This window comes from Roseibium album (assembly GCF_965233825.1).
Taxonomy (GTDB): domain Bacteria; phylum Pseudomonadota; class Alphaproteobacteria; order Rhizobiales; family Stappiaceae; genus Roseibium; species Roseibium album.
Window position 1 is genome coordinate 2,732,748 of the sequence record NZ_OZ247583.1, and the last position, 18,942, is coordinate 2,751,689.

Here is an 18,942-nt window from a genome sequence, read left to right on the forward strand (position 1 = left end):
GGAACCTGTCAGTCACGGTGAAATGATTCAGTTCGGCCGAATTCAGTGCACGAGGGGAACTGGAAGTGTCGCGGAGCCGCAGTCACGCAACAGAGTGTTTCCGTGTTTGCCGTCTGTCTGATCCCGGTGGTTCACTCATGGCGGACTTTTGAAGCCCGGTTCTTCTCCACAGCGGCCAATCGCACCGGTTTGAAGCTCATTCTGTGGTGCGGCGAAGGGCCCAGGCGATCCAGCGCCTCCTGATGTTGCGGAACACCATAGCCCTTGTGCCGGGCAAAGCCGTAGCCGGGGACATGTTCTTCGAGGCGCACCATCATGCGGTCTCGCGTAACCTTGGCGACGATGGAGGCCGCTGCAATGCACAGGCAGCGCCCGTCGCCCTTCACTAGTGCCTGTCCCTGCTGTTTGAGCTCGCGCGGCATGTCGCGTCCATCGACCAGCACGTAAGCCGGTACTTGGCTGAGGCCATTGACGGCCCGAACCATGGCGGAAAGTGTCGCAGCACGAATGTTCAAACGGTCGATTGTCGCCGGAGACGCGCTTGCGGTACAGACCCGGGCGGTCGAGACGATCTGCCCAAACAGTTCCTCGCGTCTTGCTTCCGTCAGCTTCTTGGAATCGTCGAGGCCATCCGGAACGTTGTCATAGTCCAGGATGACTGCAGCCGTAACGACGGGTCCTGCCCAGGGACCGCGCCCGGCTTCGTCGACACCGCAAAGCCCGCCGTGAAAGGAGGCTGCGTGCCGCTGTTCTATCCAGAGGTCCGGACTTTCCGGGAAAGGCAGGTCGAAGAGGGAAGGACCGAAAGTCATGATAGGACCCTGCCGCCGCTTCCCATGTGCTGCAAGCAGGTTCGTTAAAACAGGTTGAGTTGCACACCGCCTTTTTGTGGTTGAACGAAATCTGCCGTGTTCAGCTTTTTCCGGCGCAGGTTGAGACCGAGTCTTTTGGCAGCAAGCGAGAAGCGCTTGGCGATCTGCTCGGCATACGGACCGCGGCCGCGCATACGTTCACCCCACTTGGCATCGTAATCCTTGCCCCCCCGCATGGAGCGGACCAGGCTCATCACGTGCCGATAACGATCGGGGTGCTCGCGCAGCAGCCAGTCGCGGAACAGCTCCGAAACCTCCAGCGGCAGACGCAGCAGGATGAAACTTGCTTCACGCGCACCATGTTCGGCTGCGGCCTCAAGCAGTCCTTCGATCTCGCTGTCGGTCAGGGCAGGGATGATCGGAGCCATCATCACCGCGACCGGAATACCCGCATCGGAAAGGGCCCGAATTGCACCAAGGCGCTTGTGGGGAGCAGAGGTGCGAGGTTCCATTCCCCGGCACAACTTCCTGTCGAGTGTCGTCACCGAAAGCGCGACCTTGACCAGGTTACGCTCCGCCATCCTGGAGAGAATGTCGATATCGCGTGCGACAAGTGCGGACTTGGTGACAATAGCGACAGGATGCGAACATGCGTCCAGAACTTCCAGGATCTCGCGCATCAGTCCGTAGCTCTTCTCCAGGGGTTGATAGGGGTCTGTATTGGTGCCGATCGCGATCACACGCGGCGTGTATCCCGGTCTGGAAAGCTCGCGTTCAAGAAGGGCTGCAGCGTTGGGCTTTGCAAACAGCCGGGTTTCAAAATCCAGTCCGGGAGACAGGCCCATATAGGCATGGGTCGGGCGGGCGAAACAGTAGATGCAGCCGTGTTCGCAGCCTCGGTAGGGATTGATCGAGCGGTCGAAGGAAAGGTCCGGCGAATCGTTGCGCGTTATGATCGTGCGCGCTCGTTCATCCTGAACCTCTGTTTTTAGTGGAGGCAGATCTTCAAGACTGTCCCAGCCGTCATCGAAACTCTCCCGTGTCTGTGGTTCGAAGCGGCCCGTCTTGTTGAGAGCTGCTGCGCGTCCTCGACGGCGATCCTCGTTGAGCCGGGCTGACATTGCGTCTGTGTATTCTTCCGGGTCGACAGCGGTATCGGACTGCGGTGCGGCACTCATTGGACATTTTCACTGCAAAAAAAGAACATAACAGGAACATTAAATCAAAAACTCGATCATTCAAGCGGGTTATTTCGCACCTGCGAATTTTTCATGTAAAAGACGGCCATGATCAGTGTCGTCGTAGCAACGAAAAACTCGGAAACAGAATTGGTGCACGCGCTTTCGTCACTGGTGACGGCGGCCGCCGAGGGCGTGATCCGGGAAGTCATTATTGTGGACGGCGGATCCAATGATGCGACCGAGCAGGTCGCCGATGCGGCTGGCTGCAGCTGGGTGAATTGCAACGGTAAAACCCGCAGCGAGTGTCTGTCTCACGGTGCCGGGCTGGCCAAGAAGGGCGAGTGGCTGTTGTTCCTGTGGCCGGAAACGCTGCTGGAAAGCGGCTGGCATCATGAAGCCCAGGCTTTCATCGACCGGGCAAGCAGAGCGCCAAACGGGCTGACGACCGCCGCCAGTTTTCGCCTCAGATACGAAAGCTTCGGCATGAGCGCGCGCATCAGCGAGTCCTTGGCCGCACTGCGATCGCAATTGCTGGGAATGCCGTATGGTAACCAGGGTCTCCTGATCTCGCGTCAGTTCTACCAGGCGCTCGGGGGACACCGGCCGCTGCCGGAACTCGAGGACCTCGATATTGCCAAACGGATCGGCCGCAGTCAGATCGTATTGCTGAGGGCCGCCGCTGTGACAGCCGGTGCGGCGGAAGGTGATGGCTCGACAACCCGTTTTCGCCAGGCCTTTGCACGCTTCTGCGTCGGCGCATTGCGTATTCCCGCAAGCGTTGCCGTGAAATTGCACGGTTAGCAGATTTCAACAGGCTCCGAAAAATCGACAATCGGCCCCAGGGGCACGATCCCGTGCGGGTTGCGCACATCACTTCTGGAATGATAACCGCGCCGATAAATCTCGAGTTTCACCGTTTCGGCGACACCCGGCAGAGCGTAAAAGCGTCGTGCATAGGCCCAAAGGTTCGGATAGTCGGCGAGACGGTGGCGGTTGCACTTGAACGCACTCCAATAGGCAACGTCAAAACGGGCCAATGTCGGAAATAGCCGGATATCCGCTTCCGTCAAAACGTCCCCGGTGAGCCACGCGCTGGTCTCGAGCGTTTTTTCTATCCTCTCCAGCGCTTCGAAAACATCCCGGACACCATCGTCGTAGGCTGACTGCGAGCGCGCAAAGCCTGTCCGGTAAACACCATTGTTGAGCTTCGGATAGATATAGCTGTTCCAGTCGTCGATAGCCTCGAGCAAGCCCGCCGGCACATAATCGGTCGGGTTGTCGGCAATGTCCTGAAAGGCGCCATTGAACATTCGGATGATTTCGGCAGATTCGTTGCTGACCAGTTTCTCCGACTTCGTGTCCCAGAGCACCGGCACCGTGACGCGGCCGGTATAGTTGTCTGTGCCTGTGGAATAGATCTCGTGCAGCGCGGAAGAGCCAAAGAGCGTGTCGACATACCCGTCTTCCGGATTGAAAACCCAGCCTTCATCCGTCCGTCTGGGTGCGAGAACCGAAATTGGAATGTGGGTCTGAAGCCCCTTGAGCGCCCGCATCAGCAGCGTTCGGTGTGCCCAGGGACAATTCCAGGCGACGTAAAGATGATACCGTCCGCTTTCAGCCTTGAAATCGCCGCGCCCCGTCGGTCCTGCCGAACCATCGCGTGTAACCCAGTTTCTGATCTGGGCGCGAGAACGTTCAAATCGATCGGATGCAACGCCGTCACCTGTAGCGTCCTTGTCCCAGACACCGTCTACAAGCAATCCCATTTCGCACTCCCATTCACCCGCAGTCTTTGTATTTCGTCAAAGTGTCCGGGTCATGCGGACGGCGGGAAAGATCACGCCGCCCGGCAAGTCGATCGGAAACGGTTCCACGGTTTTGAAACCGCAGGCTTGGTAAAACGCTTCGCCGTTCAGTGTCGAGTAACAATTCAGTTCCTGCAGTCCGGCTGCGGTAGCTTCTTCCAGACACCGTTCCATCAAGGCACGTCCGATACCCTTGCCCGTGTGATCGGGATCGGTTCCAAAATGACGGATATTGCCATTTGAAGCCGTTTCGTTCCTGCCAGTCGGGGAGTGCTTGGTCCATCCTCCCGCGCCGACAATCTGGCCATCGCGAAACTCGGCTGCATAGTAGGTCCCCGAGGTCAGTAGGTTCGGCTGTGCATCGGTTATGAGCGGCAGCGCCCTTCGAAGGGTTTCTGCATCATAGGCCTCTGCCAGAAGAACAGAATAACTTTGCGCGAGCAGCGCTGAAACGGCGGCCGCATCGGCAGCAGTTGTTTCTCGGATCCTGAACGGCATCGCGTCACGCTTCCTGGAGTTTCCCGCGCTTGAGATGCTCATCGAGTCGCGGCATGATTTCTACGAAATTGCAGGGCATGTGGCGATAGTCGAGTTGCCATTTCAGGATGCCGTCCCAGGCATCCTTGCAGGCTCCGGGCGAACCGGGAAGCACGAAAATGTAAGTCGCGCCCGCAACGCCGCCGGTTGCCCGCGACTGGATCGTGGATGTGCCGATCTTGTCGTAGGAAATACGGTGAAAAACTTCCGAGAACCCGTCCATGCGTTTTTCAAACAGCGGTTCCATCGCCTCCGGCGTGACATCTCTGCCGGTAAAACCCGTGCCTCCGGTCGATATGATGACGTCGACGCCTTTGTCGGCAATCCATTTCCTTGCAATCTCCTGGATGGCGGGAACGTCATCGGTGACGATCTTGCGGTCGGCGAGCACATGCCCTGCCTTTTCAGCCCGGTCTGCAAGGGTGTTTCCGGATCGGTCGTCTTCCGGATTTCGGGTGTCGGAAACGGTCAGAACCGCGATGTTGAGCGGTACAAAGGGACGGGACTCATCGATACGTGACATGCGGGGCTCCTTTATTCGAGACATAGGGGAAGTTGAGTCAATCTTCCAGTGGTTGCCGGACTGCGCGTGCCAGACCCATCTACGCGAAATAAAATTACAAAAAATAACAAGAATGGGACACTTGCAAAACAATTAGGTCAGTATTATTGACTTAAATAACCGATAACATGCTTGAGAGTCGATCATGACAACCTGGGACAGTCTCTACGCCAGACGGGCGACGCGAATGCGCGCTTCGGAAATTCGCGAACTCCTCAAGCTGCTGGACCGGCCGGATGTGATTTCCTTTGCAGGAGGCATTCCGGATCCGGCACTTTTCCCGGCCAGGGAATTCAAGCAGGCCTATTCCGACATCCTGGGCGGTCCGGAGGCGGAAAGGGCACTCCAGTACGGCATCAGCGAAGGCAGCATCAGGCTACGCCAATGGATTGTCGAGCACATGGGAGAACTTGGTGTTTCCTGCAATCTGGAGAATATTCTCATCACGTCCGGATCTCAGCAGGGCCTTGACTACATCGGCAAACTGTTCCTGTCCGAAGACGATACTGCTCTTGTTCAGTGGCCGACCTATCTCGGAGCGGTCCAGGCGTTCAACGCGTATGAGCTTCATTTTGAACGGCTGGAGCCGCGCGCCAATCTGGACGCGAGTGACTATCTTGCCAGAGCGGAAGAAAAGGGCGGCGCAGTCAAATTCGCATATCTTTCGCCGGATTTTGCCAATCCGACAGGCCTGTCGCTTGACTTGGAAGAGCGCAAGCGCATTCTGTCGCTTGCTGGCGATCTCGCCTGCGCCGTGATCGAAGATGCTCCCTATCAGAGCCTTCGCTATGACGGCGAGCCGGTACGGGCGATGCTGGCGCTTGATTGCGATTGCAACGGCGGCATTGAAAACAGCCGGACGCTTTATTGCGGCAGTTTTTCAAAGTCGCTTTCGCCCGGCCTGCGGCTCGGCTGGATCTGTGCGGCGTCCGAAGTCATTTCCCGGCTGGTTCTGATCAAACAGGCGAGTGATCTCAACACACCGGTTCTCAACCAGGAAGCCATGGCGCGCGTTGCCGAGACGAAGTTCGAGAGCCATACCGCGCGCACAAATGCGATTTACAGGGACCGTCGCGACGCAATGCTTGCGGCCCTGGAAAAACACATGCCCGCTGGTACGAGCTGGACCCGGCCGGAAGGCGGCATGTTTATCTGGGTGGAGTTGCCGGAGGAACTTGATGCGTCGGATTTGCTTGAGCGCTCGGTCGAGACCGCAAAGGTGGCCTTTGTACCCGGCAGGGCCTTTCATCCGGACGGGAGCGGCGGCAACACCTTGAGACTGAGTTTTTCCTGCGCCGACACGGGCAAAATTGAACAGGGGATTTCAAGGCTTGGTGCCCTGATCAGCGAAACTGTCATGTCCAGGCATTAACATCACCCGTCACAAACTTGGTCCTGAATGCGAAGGTCGGCATAAGCAATTTAACCGGAACTGCGAACCGAAGTGAGGCGCATGGAACTTCACGAGAAGCTGGACAACTACTGCGAACGCGTCGGACCTGAGTTCTGGTCTGAGCCATTGAACGCCATGACCAATGCCGCGTTTCTGATTGCGGCTTTGGCCGCATTTCTGATCTGGCGCAGAAAAACACCGAACGACCTGGCGGGTTTCGGCCTGATCGTCGTTCTTGCCGCAATAGGCATCGGGTCGTTCCTGTTTCACACTTTTGCAACAAGGTGGGCATCGCTTGCCGACGTCATTCCGATCGCGATTTTCATCCATTTTTATCTTTTCCTCGCGCTCAAACGTTTTTTGCAGCTGCAATGGTGGGCAGCTCTCGGCATCGTTATCGCGTTTTTTGCAGTAACGCCGTTCGCCGGACAGGCAATCGCGCCGCTTGTCGGGTCTTCGGCCGGTTACGTGCCTGCGCTCCTGGCGATTTTTGTTGTTGGAATACTGTTTGTTCCTAAAAATCAGAAGCTTGGTCTACAGGTATTGCTGACAGGGCTGGTGTTCTTTGCCTCGCTCACATTTCGCACGATGGATGAACCTCTGTGCGTGCATCTTGCGTTTGGAACGCATTTCCTGTGGCATGTCCTGAACGGGGTCGTACTGTTTTTGTTGATACGGGTTCTTATTTTACAGCGCGCGAGATAAACCGCAGAGACATTTAAGGAAATTGCAGTCAAAGTTGTAATGTGCAGCACCAGCCGGATTGCATCCAGAAACAGCGACAGAGCCGAGAAGGTCAGGGAGACAGGAAACGTCATGAGCGATAGCAACAAGACCGAGCACGATCTGACCGAAGCAGCGCTTTATTATCACGAGAATCCGAAGCCCGGTAAGCTGGAGATACAGCCGACAAAACCGCTTGGAAACCAGCGCGACCTGGCACTGGCCTATTCACCCGGTGTTGCTGCGCCCTGTCTTGCAATCGCCGACGACCCGTCAAAGGCTGCTATCTACACGTCGCGTGCCAATCTTGTGGCCGTCATCTCCAACGGCACCGCTGTTCTTGGGCTCGGCCATATTGGTCCGCTCGCATCCAAGCCGGTGATGGAGGGAAAGGCGGTCCTTTTCAAGAAGTTCGCAGGGATTGATGTTTTCGACATCGAAGTGGACGAACTGGACGTCGACAAGTTCGTCGATGCGGTTTCGGTGTTGGAACCGACTTTCGGTGGCATCAATCTGGAAGACATCAAGGCACCGGAATGCTTCATGGTCGAGGCAAAGCTCCGGGAAAAGATGAAAATTCCTGTCTTTCACGACGACCAGCACGGCACCGCGATCATCGTCGGAGCCGCCGTCCGAAACGGATTGCATCTTGCGGGCAAGAAAATCGAAGATGCCAAGATCGTCGCTTCCGGCGCCGGAGCTGCGGCTCTTGCCTGCCTGAACATGCTTGTCTCCCTCGGCGCGAAGCGTGAGAATATCTGGATCACGGATATCGAAGGTGTCGTCTACGAGGGCCGTGAAAAGCTCATGGACGAGTGGAAATCCGTGTTCGCGCAAAAGACCGATCTGAGAACACTGGAAGAAGTCATTGACGGTGCGGATGTGTTCCTTGGCCTTTCCGTAGGCGGCGTGCTCAAGCCGCAGATGGTCGAGAAGATGGGCAAGGGACCGTTGATTCTGGCATTGGCCAACCCCAATCCGGAAATCATGCCCGAAGAAGCCCTGGCTGTGCGCGATGATGTTGTGATGTGCACCGGCCGGTCCGATTACCCGAACCAGGTCAACAACGTCATTTGCTTTCCCTTCATCTTCCGTGGTGCTCTGGATGTCGGAGCGACAACCATCAACGAACACATGAAGCGCGCGGCTGTGGAAGCGATTGCGGGCCTTGCACAGGAAGAGCCTTCCGACGTCGTGGCGCGAGCCTATGGCGGCAAGACCGAGACTTTCGGCCCGAACTACCTGATCCCGTCCCCCTTCGACCAGCGCCTCATTCTGCGTGTCGCTCCGGCCGTTGCCAAGGCCGCGATGGAATCCGGTGTCGCGACGCGGCCGATCACCGATTTTGATGCTTACTACGACCGTTTGAACCGCTTTGTCTTCCGTTCCGGCCTGATCATGAAACCGATCATCCAGAATGCGTCGAAGGAGCCGCAAAGGATCATTTATGCGGAAGGCGAGGACGAGCGCGTGTTGCGTGCTGCACAGGTCCTGATCGAGGACCACATTGCCAAACCGATCCTGGTTGGCCGCCCCGATGTTCTGCAGCAGCGCTGCGAGCGCTTCGGCCTGAAGATCCGTCCCGATATTGATTTTGAATACGTCAACCCGCAGGACGACCCGCGCTACCGCGACTATGTGGATGAGTATTTCGAGTGTGTCGGCCGAAAGGGTCTGCCGCCCAGTGCCGCCCGGACCGTCGTACGAACCAACGCGACTGTCATTTCCGCCCTTGCCGTGAGACGGGGCGATGCGGACGCGGTCATCTGCGGCCTGGAGGGGCGTTTCATCCGGCATCTGCGCGATATCAAGCAGGTGATCGGCGTTTGCGAGACGGCCCGCGATCTTTCCGCCATGTCCCTGCTTATCAACAGCCAGGGTGCCCTTTTCATGTCGGATACATTCGTCACTGAAGATCCGACCGCCGAAGAGATTTCGGAAATGGCCATCCTGGCCGCTCAGGAAATTCGCCGCTTCGGCATCGAACCCAAGATCGCACTTCTGTCGATGTCCAACTTCGGTTCGAGAGAAACGGCATCATCGCGCAAGATGCGCGAGGCGTTAGACATCATCTGGGAACGCCATCCGGAACTGGAAGCAGACGGGGAAATGCACGGCGATTCTGCGTTGAGCGAAACGTTGCGGGAGCAGGTGATGCCGGGCAGCAGGCTGAAAGGCGAAGCCAATCTGCTGCTTTTCCCGAACCTCGATTCGGCCAATATTGCCCACAACCTCCTGAAGGTGGCGACACAGGCGCTGCATGTCGGCCCGATCCTGCTGGGGGCGGCAAAAACGGCACATATCCTGACACCGTCCGTGACCTCGCGCGGTGTGGTCAACATGTCGGCATTGGCAAGCGTTGAGGCACAGACCCGATTGGCAGACTAGGCCCGCAGAAACTGTCGGAGAAACCGGCTGCTTCAATTCGCGCGTTCACCTTTGCGATGCGGACCTTTAAACCGGCCCGCGTCCCGTCCTGAAAACAAAGTCGCACCATGACCGTGAAAACGCCCGAAAACTGCGTCAGCAAGCAGGATATCCGAACTGCGATTGACATATTGGACGAGGAGTTGATCCGGATCTTCGCGCGCCGGCAGGGTTACGTCCGGCGCATGTCGCAAATCAAGCAACATCCCGATGAAGCATTCGATCGCGAGCGTATCGAAACAATGATTGCAGCAATCCGTCAGCGCGCTGAAGGCCTTGGTCTGGAACCCGCGCAGGCCGAGTTGGTCTGGCGTACGCTGATCGACTGGAATGTGGCATGGGAGAAACGGGCAATATCCACACGTCTGGAAAATGCAGATATTGCGTCCGTCGAAACCGCCGATTGAATGTTTTTAATGCGATGGTGGCTGTTCGGATCGCCGGGAGTACCTAATTAAAGAGAAAATGCCGATTGGCAGTCTCTCTTGTTCGGAGCCCTGAATGAACGTCCTGAGTTTTTGCACGACTTCAGCCGCAGCGTTGGTCCTTCTGGCCGGTTCAGCAGTGATGATGCCTGCCGCCGCCCAGTCATCGGTAAATCCCGAAACAATCACGGATGGTCTTGCTTATCCGTGGAGCGTGGCGTTTCTGCCTGAAGGCGGCTACCTGGTGACCGAGCGCGACGGTCTTTTGAAATTCGTTTCCGCCGAAGGCGACCAGAGCGTGGTGTCCGGAACGCCCGAGGTCTTCGCGCAAGGCCAGGGTGGGCTGCTCGATGTCGTACTCAGTCCCGGATTTGAAAGCGACCGCACGATCTACATGACCTTCTCGCAAGGTTCGCCCGAAGGAGCAGGGACATCTCTCTATCGGGCAAAGCTGGCGGCAGATGGAGAAAACCACCGCCTTGAAGACGGCGAGACGATTTTCCGGGCCAACAATCGCGCCTATGGCGGGCGTCATTTCGGTTCTCGCCTTGCCTTTGCTCCTGATGGGACCCTGTTCATGACACTGGGCGACAGGGGAGAAGGTTCGCGTTCGCAGGACCCGTCGGAACACACCGGCTCGGTGCTGCGACTGACTTCGAACGGCGATCCCGCACCTGGCAATCCGTTCGAAGGCCTTGAGGGTTACAAACCGGAAATCTGGTCCATCGGACACCGGAACCCGCAAAGTGCGGCAATCAATCCCGTCACCGGAAAGCTCTGGACTGTTGAGCACGGTGCCCGCGGCGGGGACGAAGTCAATATTCCGGAGGCCGGCAAGAATTACGGCTGGCCGGTGATCTCCTACGGACGGCACTATTCCGGTGGCAAGATCGGCGAGGGAACGTCCCGGGACGGCATGGAACAACCTGTCTACTACTGGGATCCGTCGATTGCTCCTTCCGGAATGGCTTTTGTCAAAAGCGACCTGTATCCCGACTGGCAGGGAGACCTGCTGGTTGGTGCATTGCGCGGGCAACATCTTTCCAGGCTCAGGCTGGACGGTGACAGCATAGTTTCTGAAGAACAGCTTCTGGCCGAGTTGGGTGAACGCATACGGGATGTTCGCCAGGCACCTGACGGATTTCTCTATGTTCTGACCGACAGCGATGACGGCCGGTTGATCCGATTGGTCCCGTGATTGCCGGAACGCTTTGTCGCCGAAAGACAAATCCTGCGCATTCGCTTGACATTTTGCGTCCGTAAGACGATATACCGGCAAGCAATTGCTGCCGCGTGAGCAGACTCAATGCACCGATTGCCCGAAAACGCATCGTTTCCGGAGCAGGGTGACTCCCAGTTGCACAGAATTCGAGCCTGATGAGAGGCTCAACCAGTTCCCACATCACGTTAGGGTCTGGCGGCACAGAGCACGGTCTTTTGAAAGGATCTTGCTGCCGCGAACCGACATCAAGCCGCAAAGGAAGACTTTGCGGTGACACGGGCGTTTGTGACGCTCGAAACAAGGAAATGATTTTGACCGAATTTAAAGACCTGGGACTTTCCAGTGGCCTGTTGAAAGCTGTCTCGGAAAACGGCTACACGTCACCGACACCTATCCAGGAAAAAGCTATTCCGCTCATCCTTTCGGGCCGTGATCTCATGGGCCTTGCCCAGACCGGCACCGGAAAGACCGCAGCATTCGGGTTGCCGCTGATCGACCGGTTGCTTGCCGAAAACGAACATGCGCAGCCGAGGGGCGCGCGCGCGCTTATTCTCGCACCGACACGCGAACTGGTGAACCAGATCGCAAAAAACCTGGTTTCTTACCTGAAAACCACCCCCTTGCGTGTATCTTCCGTCGTCGGTGGCGTATCGATCAACGGACAGATCAAGCGGCTCTCCAGGGGGACGGACATTCTCGTGGCCACTCCGGGTCGGCTTCTTGATCTCGTTGACCGAAAGGCCGTCAACCTGGGTACCGCGTCCTATCTCGTTCTCGATGAAGCTGACCAGATGCTCGATCTCGGCTTCATCCATGCATTGCGCAGGATAGCCGGACTGGTCCGTCAAGAGCGGCAAACCCTGCTGTTTTCTGCAACGATGCCGAAACAGATTTCCGAGCTCGCACGCTCCTATTTGCGCAATCCGGAACGGGTTGAAGTCTCGCCGACAGGACGGACCGCCGACAAGGTTACCCAGTCCGTGCATTTCATGGATCAGAAAGCCAAGACGGATTTCGTGCTCAAGCAATTGCAGTCCAGCCCGGACGACATGTCGCTTGTCTTTTGCCGGACCAAACATGGTGCTGAGCGTCTCATGCGCAAATTGTCGCAAAACGGCGTTGCGGCGGGCTCCATTCACGGAAACAAGAGTCAGAACCAGCGTGACAAGGCGATCCGAGATCTGCGCGAAGGCCGGATAAATGTACTTGTGGCCACCGACGTTGCCGCCCGCGGGATCGATATCCCGGGAGTGAGCCATGTCTACAACTTCGAGCTGCCTGAAGTCGCTGAAGCCTATGTTCACAGGATCGGCCGCACGGCACGTGCCGGCGCTGCCGGTGAAGCAGTTGCACTGTGCGCTCCCGAGGAGATCGCGTTGTTCCGTCAGATTGAAAAACTGATCGGTATCGAGATTCCGGTCGCCAGCGGCGATGTTCCTCCAATGGCCGCAGCAGCGAGCCGGTCAAAGCGCGGTGGACAGAACCGTGGTGGGCAAAATCGAGGCGGCAGCAAGCCGGCGCCCAAGAAGCCATTCCGCAAATCGTCTTCCAAGAACGACAACGACAACAACAACGCATCTGCAAGGCAGGCGAAGCGCCGCAGGCCGAACAACCGCAAAAGGGCTGCCTGAACCAAGGCAGCTGCGCGGTTTCCAGAGAAGCGGATTTTAAAAAAATTGCACCGGGAAGTGGCCTTCCCGGTGCCAAACCTTGTGGTCGATGGGGTCCAGAGCAACAAAAGCCGCTCTGACTGTACAGTTGGAAGCCGTTCAAACCCGATCCGAAACCGCCGCAGTCCGGTCGGGAAGCCGCTGCTTCCTGCCCACAAGGCACCCGATCGCCGATGGGCGACCAGATATCAAATTGTTTTGGGGAACTCGCGAGACCATCGCGAACAACGTGACGTCAATCGCCAAAACATGGCGAAAATCAACCAACTAAGCCCCATTGACAGTAAAACTAGATTAACCAACTCGAGTCTGCAATCGTCGACGATTGCGTGTATAAATGCATGTGGATATCCGGTTATCTCAAATTTTTCAGATATTTAGATGGAAAAAAGCGGTTATTTCCCGATTCTTGCACTTAACTCAGGATTGAATCGAGCGAGTTGGCAAAGCAAGAAATGCTTTAGTTTCAAAGAATTGCAAGAAACATTTTCTTTATCTATTGTTGTATAGAAAATTCTTATACGCCTTTAATTGCGGTGGAATTTCAATAAGCGGTTGAAAGCTATGGAAAATCGGGCAGGGGCTTATCAGTGCTATTTATTCGATATTACTGATCTGGACTTGATGCCATTGCGAAGTTTCCTCAGCGTTACGAAATTCGGCTTCGAACGAGATAAAAATTTGACCAATTAGTATAAATTTGAACTCTCGAGTCATAATAAATTTTTATCTGGCGAAGTAGGTGGTTGACGCGAACGTAACGTAAGGATAAATCGGCGCGCACCGACGCATTCATTAACCAAGTTTAACAAGTGCAGAGGCTTTTTTAACCAGACAAAGATCTGGGCAAGGTGCACGTTGGCTCCATCAGGACCTTCGACTCCCATGAATTTGAATTGCCGTTTGAAAGAACGGCTCAGGCCTTGTGGCGCGGGCGATCGCGCAACGCATGGACGTCCGAGACGTCCGGCCTTCCAGCTGTGCGCAATTGACAACCGCAACGGACCGGCACCCCCACTTCGCCGGTCTGATAACACCCATCGGCCACAAGACGGCAGCGCCGGGAAGTTTGACTTCCCGGCGCTGTTTGTTTTCAAGCATTACTAGGTTCGTAGGAATGACCCTCTGACAGCGATCAGAAGGCAAATGGCAGACACTGCCAGAAGGACTGACCCGATTGCATGGGGAGGTGTAAGGCAGCCCTCGGCCAGGGCAAATTTACGTACTCTGCCACCCCATTCAAATATCCAGTCACCAATAACTGCGATTGCCAAGGCAAACGACAGTGTTGCCGACAGAACGCAAAGCCATCTCTTTCGAAAAATGAGCGAAACAAATATCAGGGCGAGGAATGCCAGCCCGGATGTTGAGCCAAAGAGAAACACAAGTTCGTCGTATTGGGACGCAGGGCCAGCGTCAGGATTCCAATCTGGCCTAACCTTGTCGCAGACGTCGGCTTGCGCGTTCACACATGAAAGAAAGAGAGCGGCCGTAGCCGCTCCAATCCGATGTGCCAAGGTGGTCAGCATCTCGGCGGTTACATGTTCGGATAATTCGGTCCGCCCGCACCTTCCGGCACGGTCCAGGTGATGTTGCGGTTCGGATCCTTGATGTCGCAGGTCTTGCAGTGCACGCAGTTCTGCGAATTGATCTGGAAGCGCGGCGCATCTTCTCCTTCCTCGACCCACTCGTAGACGCCGGCCGGGCAATAGCGGTTGGAAGGACCTTCGAACACATCGTGCTCGGACGATTTCTGAAGCGCCATGTCGGCAACCTTCAGGTGGATCGGCTGGTCTTCCTCGTGGTTGGTGTTCGACAGGAACACGGAGGAGAGTTTGTCGAAGGACACGACACCATCCGGCTTCGGATAGTCGATCTTCTTGCAGTCCTTGGCCGGTTTCAGGGTGTCGGAGTCCCGTTTGCCGTGCTTCATGGTGCCGAAGAAGGAAAAGCCGAACAATTCGTTCGTCCACATGTCCAGACCGCCGAGACCGATCCCGATCCAGGTGCCGAATTTCGACCAGAGCGGTTTGGCGTTGCGCACTTTGTGCAGGTCCTCTCCGATCGGGCTGTTGCGCCACGCCGTATCGTAATTCGCCAGTTCCGTATGGGCTTCGCCGCGTCCGATGGCGGCCATCACCTCTTCGGCTGCAAGCATGCCGGAGAACATGGCGTTATGTGAGCCCTTGATGCGCGGAACATTGACGAACCCTGCCGAGCATCCCATCAGCAAACCGCCGGGAAATGAAAGTTTGGGAACCGACTGATAGCCACCTTCGGTGATTGCGCGCGCGCCGTAGGAGATGCGTTTGCCGCCTTCGAATGTCTCACGGATCGCCGGATGGGTCTTGAAACGCTGAAACTCGTCGAACGGTGACAGCCAGGGGTTTTCGTAGTTGAGATGGAGCACGAAGCCGACGGCAACCTGATTGTCTTCCAGGTGATAAAGGAAGGATCCGCCACCGGTCTTGCCGTCGAGAGGCCAGCCGAAGGAATGCTGCACGAGGCCGAGCCTGTGTTTTTCCGGATCAACCTGCCAGAGTTCCTTGATGCCGATGCCGAACTTCGGCACGTCGCTGTCCTTGTCGAGATCGAATTTCTCGATCAGTTGCTTGGCAAGCGATCCGCGGGCACCTTCGCCGATCAGCGTATATTTTGCGCGAAGCTCCATGCCGCGGGTAAACATTGCATTGGGTTTGCCGTCGCGGCCGATCCCCATGTCACCTGTCGCGACGCCGGCAACACTGCCGTTTTCATCGTAAAGCAATTCAGCCGCAGCAAATCCCGGATAGATCTCGACCCCGAGCGCCTCGGCCTTTTCCGCCAGCCAACGGCAAACGTTTCCGAGGGAAACGATGTAGTTTCCGTGGTTGTTCATCAGCTTCGGCATGAACAGGTTCGGAAGGCGCATGGACCCGGCAGGGCCGAGCACAAGGAAATGATCATCCGTGACGGCGGTCTTGATCGGTGTTTCCTCGTCGCGCCATTCCGGAAGAAGTTGATCAAGCGCGACAGGGTCGATAACAGCACCAGACAGAATGTGGGCGCCGACCTCGGATCCCTTTTCTAGGACAACGACACTCAGTTCCTCGCCTTTTTCGCCGGCGATTTGCATCAGCCGGATTGCCGCGGCAAGTCCTGCCGGACCTGCGCCGACGATCACGACATCAACTTCCATGCTCTCGCGTTCACCAAGCGCGTCTTGTTCGCTCATTTTTGTCTCCCTCTACCCGGTGGGGCCTTATCCCTATCGCCTTGTTTGCCCTATTTTGCGGCGCAAAACACGACATTTTTCTATCCTGAATGCGAAATCCGGACCCCATTTGACTGTATTTTCGCCAGATAGATCAAAGCCGGAGAGACGCGTCAAGCAAAAGACTGACGTTTACGTAAACGTTAATAACGCTGAGGTGGCTGTAGAGAGATGTGCAAAGACGCTGAAAATCGAACTATCCGCAGCCTCTGTCACCGGGTGCCGCTTGTGCTCGCGGGCCAACCGGATAATATCGCACCTCGGAGGTCGATCTCTTGCAAAATCCCCAACAAGATCTGAGAAAAATCGAAAGCCTGCTGGAGTTTTATGTCGACGCTGGCATCGACTGTTTTTTGGGGGATGAGGCGGTTGATTGGGCCGAGCAGACACTCAGGCAGGCCGCGGAACGTCGCCGGGCTCAGGTCGCGGTCTCTGAACCCAAAGACGCGCAATCGATCGGCTCGAGTGCTTCGCAACCGGCGCGGATCGATACCGGCCGGTTACCGAAATCACCCGCCCAGCCACAGACGTCGATCACACCACAGGCTCCGACCGCATCGCAAACCCCTGTCAATCTGTCGCAGGGCACGGCCGCAGGGCAACCGGCTGTTATTCCCGATCAGCAGATCGTTGCGTCCGCCCGCGATCTTGCTGCATCAGCTGAAACGCTTGATGATCTCAGGGCCTGTCTGGAAGCCTTCGACGGCTGTAACCTGAAGCTCACTGCCAAGAGGCTGGTTTTTGCAGACGGGTCTCCGGATGCCAGGCTGATGTTTGTCGGCGAAGCTCCCGGACGGGACGAAGACCTTCAGGGCAAACCCTTCGTCGGGCGGTCCGGCCAGCTCTTGGATCGCATGCTGACGGCAATCGGACTGGATCGTTCATCCGCCTATATCGCGAATGTCGTTCCCTGGCGACCACCGGGAAATCGAACGCCGACACCGCAGGAAACAGAAATCTGCAAGCCGTTCATCAAGCGCCAGATCGAGCTGGTCAATCCGGACGTGTTAGTCTTTCTCGGGGCTGCGTCCGCCAAGAACCTGCTCGGCGTCCAGGACGGCATTCGCAAGATGCGCGGCCGATGGATGAGTTATCCGGTCACGGGACGGCAGATAGCGGCGATCGCGACATATCATCCGGCCTATCTGCTGCGCAGTCCCTTGGAAAAACGCCTGTCTTGGCGCGATTTCCTCAGCATTCGCACGAAACTGACCGAAAGTTAAATCCCTCATTTGACCTAGCGTTAACACCGTTTTTAGGCTTCAGGTTGTAGTCTGGGGTGTGGTGAATCCGGAGGTTCAATTGAGCACCTTTAACGCTGTCAGGACTGCAGACAACTGCGTCGCGGCACTAGTCGTCGATCTTGCGGATATGACCTGTTTTGAGGCGTCGGTGCTTGATCTGACCGACAAGGGGTGTTGGATCGTTTCAGAAAAGGTCGACCTGCTCAAGGAGGAGGTCGGTCTGCGTCTGGAAGGCTGTGACAAGCTTGTCCGTGGAACGGTTATTGCTTTTGGTGACAATGAAGCCAGGATCAGCTTTGAACCCATGAAGTCGCAGTCCGGCGAAAAACGGCGCGAAATTCGGCGTCCCGTCTGGATCAGCACAATAGTCTGCGGAAAGACCAGCCCTTTCACCATGAAGTGCAGGATCGTGGATGCCAGCAAATCAGGGTGCCGGATTGAAGGAGACAATCTGGATCGCCTGCCCCGGGAGGTCGAAATCTCGATTCCGGGACTTGATCTGCCGATTTCCGCGAAAATCGTGTGGCGCGCGGAGGGGAGCGCAGGTGTTCGTCTCAACTGGCCATTCGCGCCGGCACCGATGCCGACACCGGAGATGATCGCGATCAAACTCGACCGTGAAAAGGAAAAGGAAGCCCAAAAGCCGAAGCCGAAAAAGCGCATTAGCGCCTTCGGATCTTGACGACCACAGAGCGTTAGATCGCGCACGGAACGAATTAAGGTTGCCGGCGACCTTTGCAAGTGCAGAGACGATACATATATCGAGAGAAGATTTTGATCACTCTCAGGGCTTTCCAGCGTGCTTTCCAGCTTTCGTCGTATTCTTCCCAAACGTTTCCGCAATGACAAACCGGTCATTCCCGTCGTGCGCCTGCAGGGTGCCATCGGCATGCAGAGCCCGATGCGCTCCGGACTGTCTCTGGCTTCAGTAGCACTGCCCCTGGAAAAAGCCTTCTCGATCAAGAAAGCGCCAGCAGTCGCATTGATCGTCAATTCCCCGGGAGGGTCTCCGGTACAGTCACGCCTGATTTTCAAGCGCATTCGGGACCTTGCCAAGGAAAATGACAAGGACGTCCTTGTTTTCGTGGAGGATGTCGCGGCAAGCGGCGGCTATATGATTGCACTTGCCGGTGACGAGATCTTTGTCGATCCGTCTTCCGTCGTCGGGTCGATCGGCGTTGTCGCGGCCGGTTTCGGTTTTACGGAACTGATCAAGAAAATTGGCGTCGATCGCCGCGTTTACACGGCAGGCGAAAAGAAGGTGACGCTTGATCCGTTCCAGCCGGAAGACCCTGAGGACATCGCCTATCTGAAAACGCTTCAGCTGGAGATCCACGAAACCTTCATTGATCTGGTGAAATCCCGGCGTGGTGACATTCTGACAGACGATCCGGACCTGTTTACCGGAAAATTCTGGACTGGCCGCACCGCCGTTCAGCTCGGACTTGTCGATGCCATCGGTGACTTGCGAGCCGTTTTGCGTGAGCGCTACGGTGAAAAGACGCAACCGAACCTGATATCTGCGCCGCGCGGTCTGTTCGGCCGAAGGGCTGGACTCGGTGTTGCACTGAAAGGGCAACGACTGACTGAAGGCCTTGGGGAAGAACTTATTTCCTCCGTGGAGGAACGGGCGATGTGGATGCGTTACGGCCTTTAAATGGACGTATTGAAATTGTGAGGTGGGAGCA

16 protein-coding genes are annotated in these 18,942 nt (G+C 56.5%); 10 read left to right on the forward strand and 6 right to left on the reverse strand.

The genetic code is table 11. From position 1 onward, the window contains the following. Positions 1-131 precede the first annotated feature (131 nt). Together ACO6TI_RS12710 and ACO6TI_RS12715 are read right to left on the reverse strand one after the other, a co-directional pair. Positions 132-812, reverse strand: coding sequence for a ribonuclease HII (locus tag ACO6TI_RS12710; RefSeq protein WP_055111229.1), 681 nt, complete (start codon positions 810-812; stop codon positions 132-134). 44 nt (positions 813-856) lie between these two features. Then, complete coding sequence (locus tag ACO6TI_RS12715) at positions 857-1,933, reverse strand: PA0069 family radical SAM protein (protein WP_055112602.1); 1,077 nt, start codon at positions 1,931-1,933, stop codon at positions 857-859. 165 nt (positions 1,934-2,098) lie between these two features. Between ACO6TI_RS12715 and ACO6TI_RS12720 the strand changes: the two genes are divergently transcribed. Beyond that, positions 2,099-2,794 carry a glycosyltransferase gene (locus tag ACO6TI_RS12720; protein ID WP_422385039.1) on the forward strand — a complete coding sequence of 232 codons (696 nt, stop codon included), beginning with the start codon at positions 2,099-2,101 and terminating at the stop codon, positions 2,792-2,794. Here ACO6TI_RS12720 and ACO6TI_RS12725 read toward each other — a convergent pair. From ACO6TI_RS12725 to moaB, 3 genes are read right to left on the reverse strand one after another with little or no spacing between them, the layout of a single operon-like run. Beyond that, positions 2,791-3,759, reverse strand: a complete 969-nt coding sequence (locus tag ACO6TI_RS12725) for a glutathione S-transferase family protein (protein ID WP_348316245.1) — start codon at positions 3,757-3,759, stop codon at positions 2,791-2,793. The two genes, ACO6TI_RS12720 and ACO6TI_RS12725, sit on opposite strands and share 4 nt — an antisense overlap. Positions 3,760-3,795: 36 nt before the next feature. Next, positions 3,796-4,296: a GNAT family N-acetyltransferase gene (locus ACO6TI_RS12730; RefSeq protein ID WP_422385040.1), complete on the reverse strand. Its 501-nt coding sequence runs from the start codon at positions 4,294-4,296 to the stop codon at positions 3,796-3,798. 4 nt (positions 4,297-4,300) lie between these two features. Next, positions 4,301-4,858 carry a molybdenum cofactor biosynthesis protein B gene (gene moaB / locus ACO6TI_RS12735; RefSeq protein ID WP_422385041.1) on the reverse strand — a complete coding sequence of 186 codons (558 nt, stop codon included), beginning with the start codon at positions 4,856-4,858 and terminating at the stop codon, positions 4,301-4,303. Between the two features lie 184 nt (positions 4,859-5,042). Between moaB and ACO6TI_RS12740 the strand changes: the two genes are divergently transcribed. The 6 genes from ACO6TI_RS12740 to ACO6TI_RS12765 all read left to right on the forward strand — a co-directional run bounded on the left by ACO6TI_RS12740 (position 5,043) and on the right by ACO6TI_RS12765 (position 12,718). Then, positions 5,043-6,269 (forward strand): PLP-dependent aminotransferase family protein, encoded by a 1,227-nt coding sequence (locus ACO6TI_RS12740; protein ID WP_422385042.1) that lies wholly within the window; start codon positions 5,043-5,045, stop codon positions 6,267-6,269. Positions 6,270-6,350: 81 nt separating this feature from the next. After that, positions 6,351-6,995: a ceramidase domain-containing protein gene (locus tag ACO6TI_RS12745; RefSeq protein ID WP_196999118.1), complete on the forward strand. Its 645-nt coding sequence runs from the start codon at positions 6,351-6,353 to the stop codon at positions 6,993-6,995. A gap of 111 nt (positions 6,996-7,106) precedes the next feature. Beyond that, complete coding sequence (locus tag ACO6TI_RS12750) at positions 7,107-9,401, forward strand: NADP-dependent malic enzyme (RefSeq protein WP_029063786.1); 2,295 nt, start codon at positions 7,107-7,109, stop codon at positions 9,399-9,401. 107 nt (positions 9,402-9,508) lie between these two features. Continuing rightward, positions 9,509-9,847: a chorismate mutase gene (locus tag ACO6TI_RS12755; RefSeq protein ID WP_055111242.1), complete on the forward strand. Its 339-nt coding sequence runs from the start codon at positions 9,509-9,511 to the stop codon at positions 9,845-9,847. A gap of 94 nt (positions 9,848-9,941) precedes the next feature. Next, positions 9,942-11,063, forward strand: coding sequence for a PQQ-dependent sugar dehydrogenase (locus tag ACO6TI_RS12760; protein WP_422385043.1), 1,122 nt, complete (start codon positions 9,942-9,944; stop codon positions 11,061-11,063). Between the two features lie 335 nt (positions 11,064-11,398). Next, entirely contained in the window at positions 11,399-12,718 is a 1,320-nt protein-coding gene (locus ACO6TI_RS12765) for a DEAD/DEAH box helicase (protein ID WP_055112604.1), read from the forward strand. 1,576 nt (positions 12,719-14,294) lie between these two features. On the opposite strand, the gene ACO6TI_RS12770 is transcribed toward ACO6TI_RS12765, so the two are convergent. After that, positions 14,295-15,971 carry an electron transfer flavoprotein-ubiquinone oxidoreductase gene (locus ACO6TI_RS12770; protein WP_348316728.1) on the reverse strand — a complete coding sequence of 559 codons (1,677 nt, stop codon included), beginning with the start codon at positions 15,969-15,971 and terminating at the stop codon, positions 14,295-14,297. A gap of 314 nt (positions 15,972-16,285) precedes the next feature. Here ACO6TI_RS12770 and ACO6TI_RS12775 point away from each other — a divergent pair, with 314 nt between their 5' ends. From ACO6TI_RS12775 to ACO6TI_RS12785, 3 genes are all read left to right on the forward strand, one after another. Beyond that, positions 16,286-17,233, forward strand: coding sequence for a uracil-DNA glycosylase (locus ACO6TI_RS12775; RefSeq protein WP_422385044.1), 948 nt, complete (start codon positions 16,286-16,288; stop codon positions 17,231-17,233). A 79-nt stretch (positions 17,234-17,312) separates the two neighbouring features. Beyond that, a complete protein-coding gene (locus tag ACO6TI_RS12780; protein ID WP_144436101.1) occupies positions 17,313-17,936 on the forward strand; it encodes a PilZ domain-containing protein in 624 nt (207 codons plus the stop codon). A 117-nt stretch (positions 17,937-18,053) separates the two neighbouring features. Further along, positions 18,054-18,911 carry a S49 family peptidase gene (locus tag ACO6TI_RS12785; protein ID WP_104702177.1) on the forward strand — a complete coding sequence of 286 codons (858 nt, stop codon included), beginning with the start codon at positions 18,054-18,056 and terminating at the stop codon, positions 18,909-18,911. The last annotated feature ends 31 nt before the right edge of the window (positions 18,912-18,942 follow it).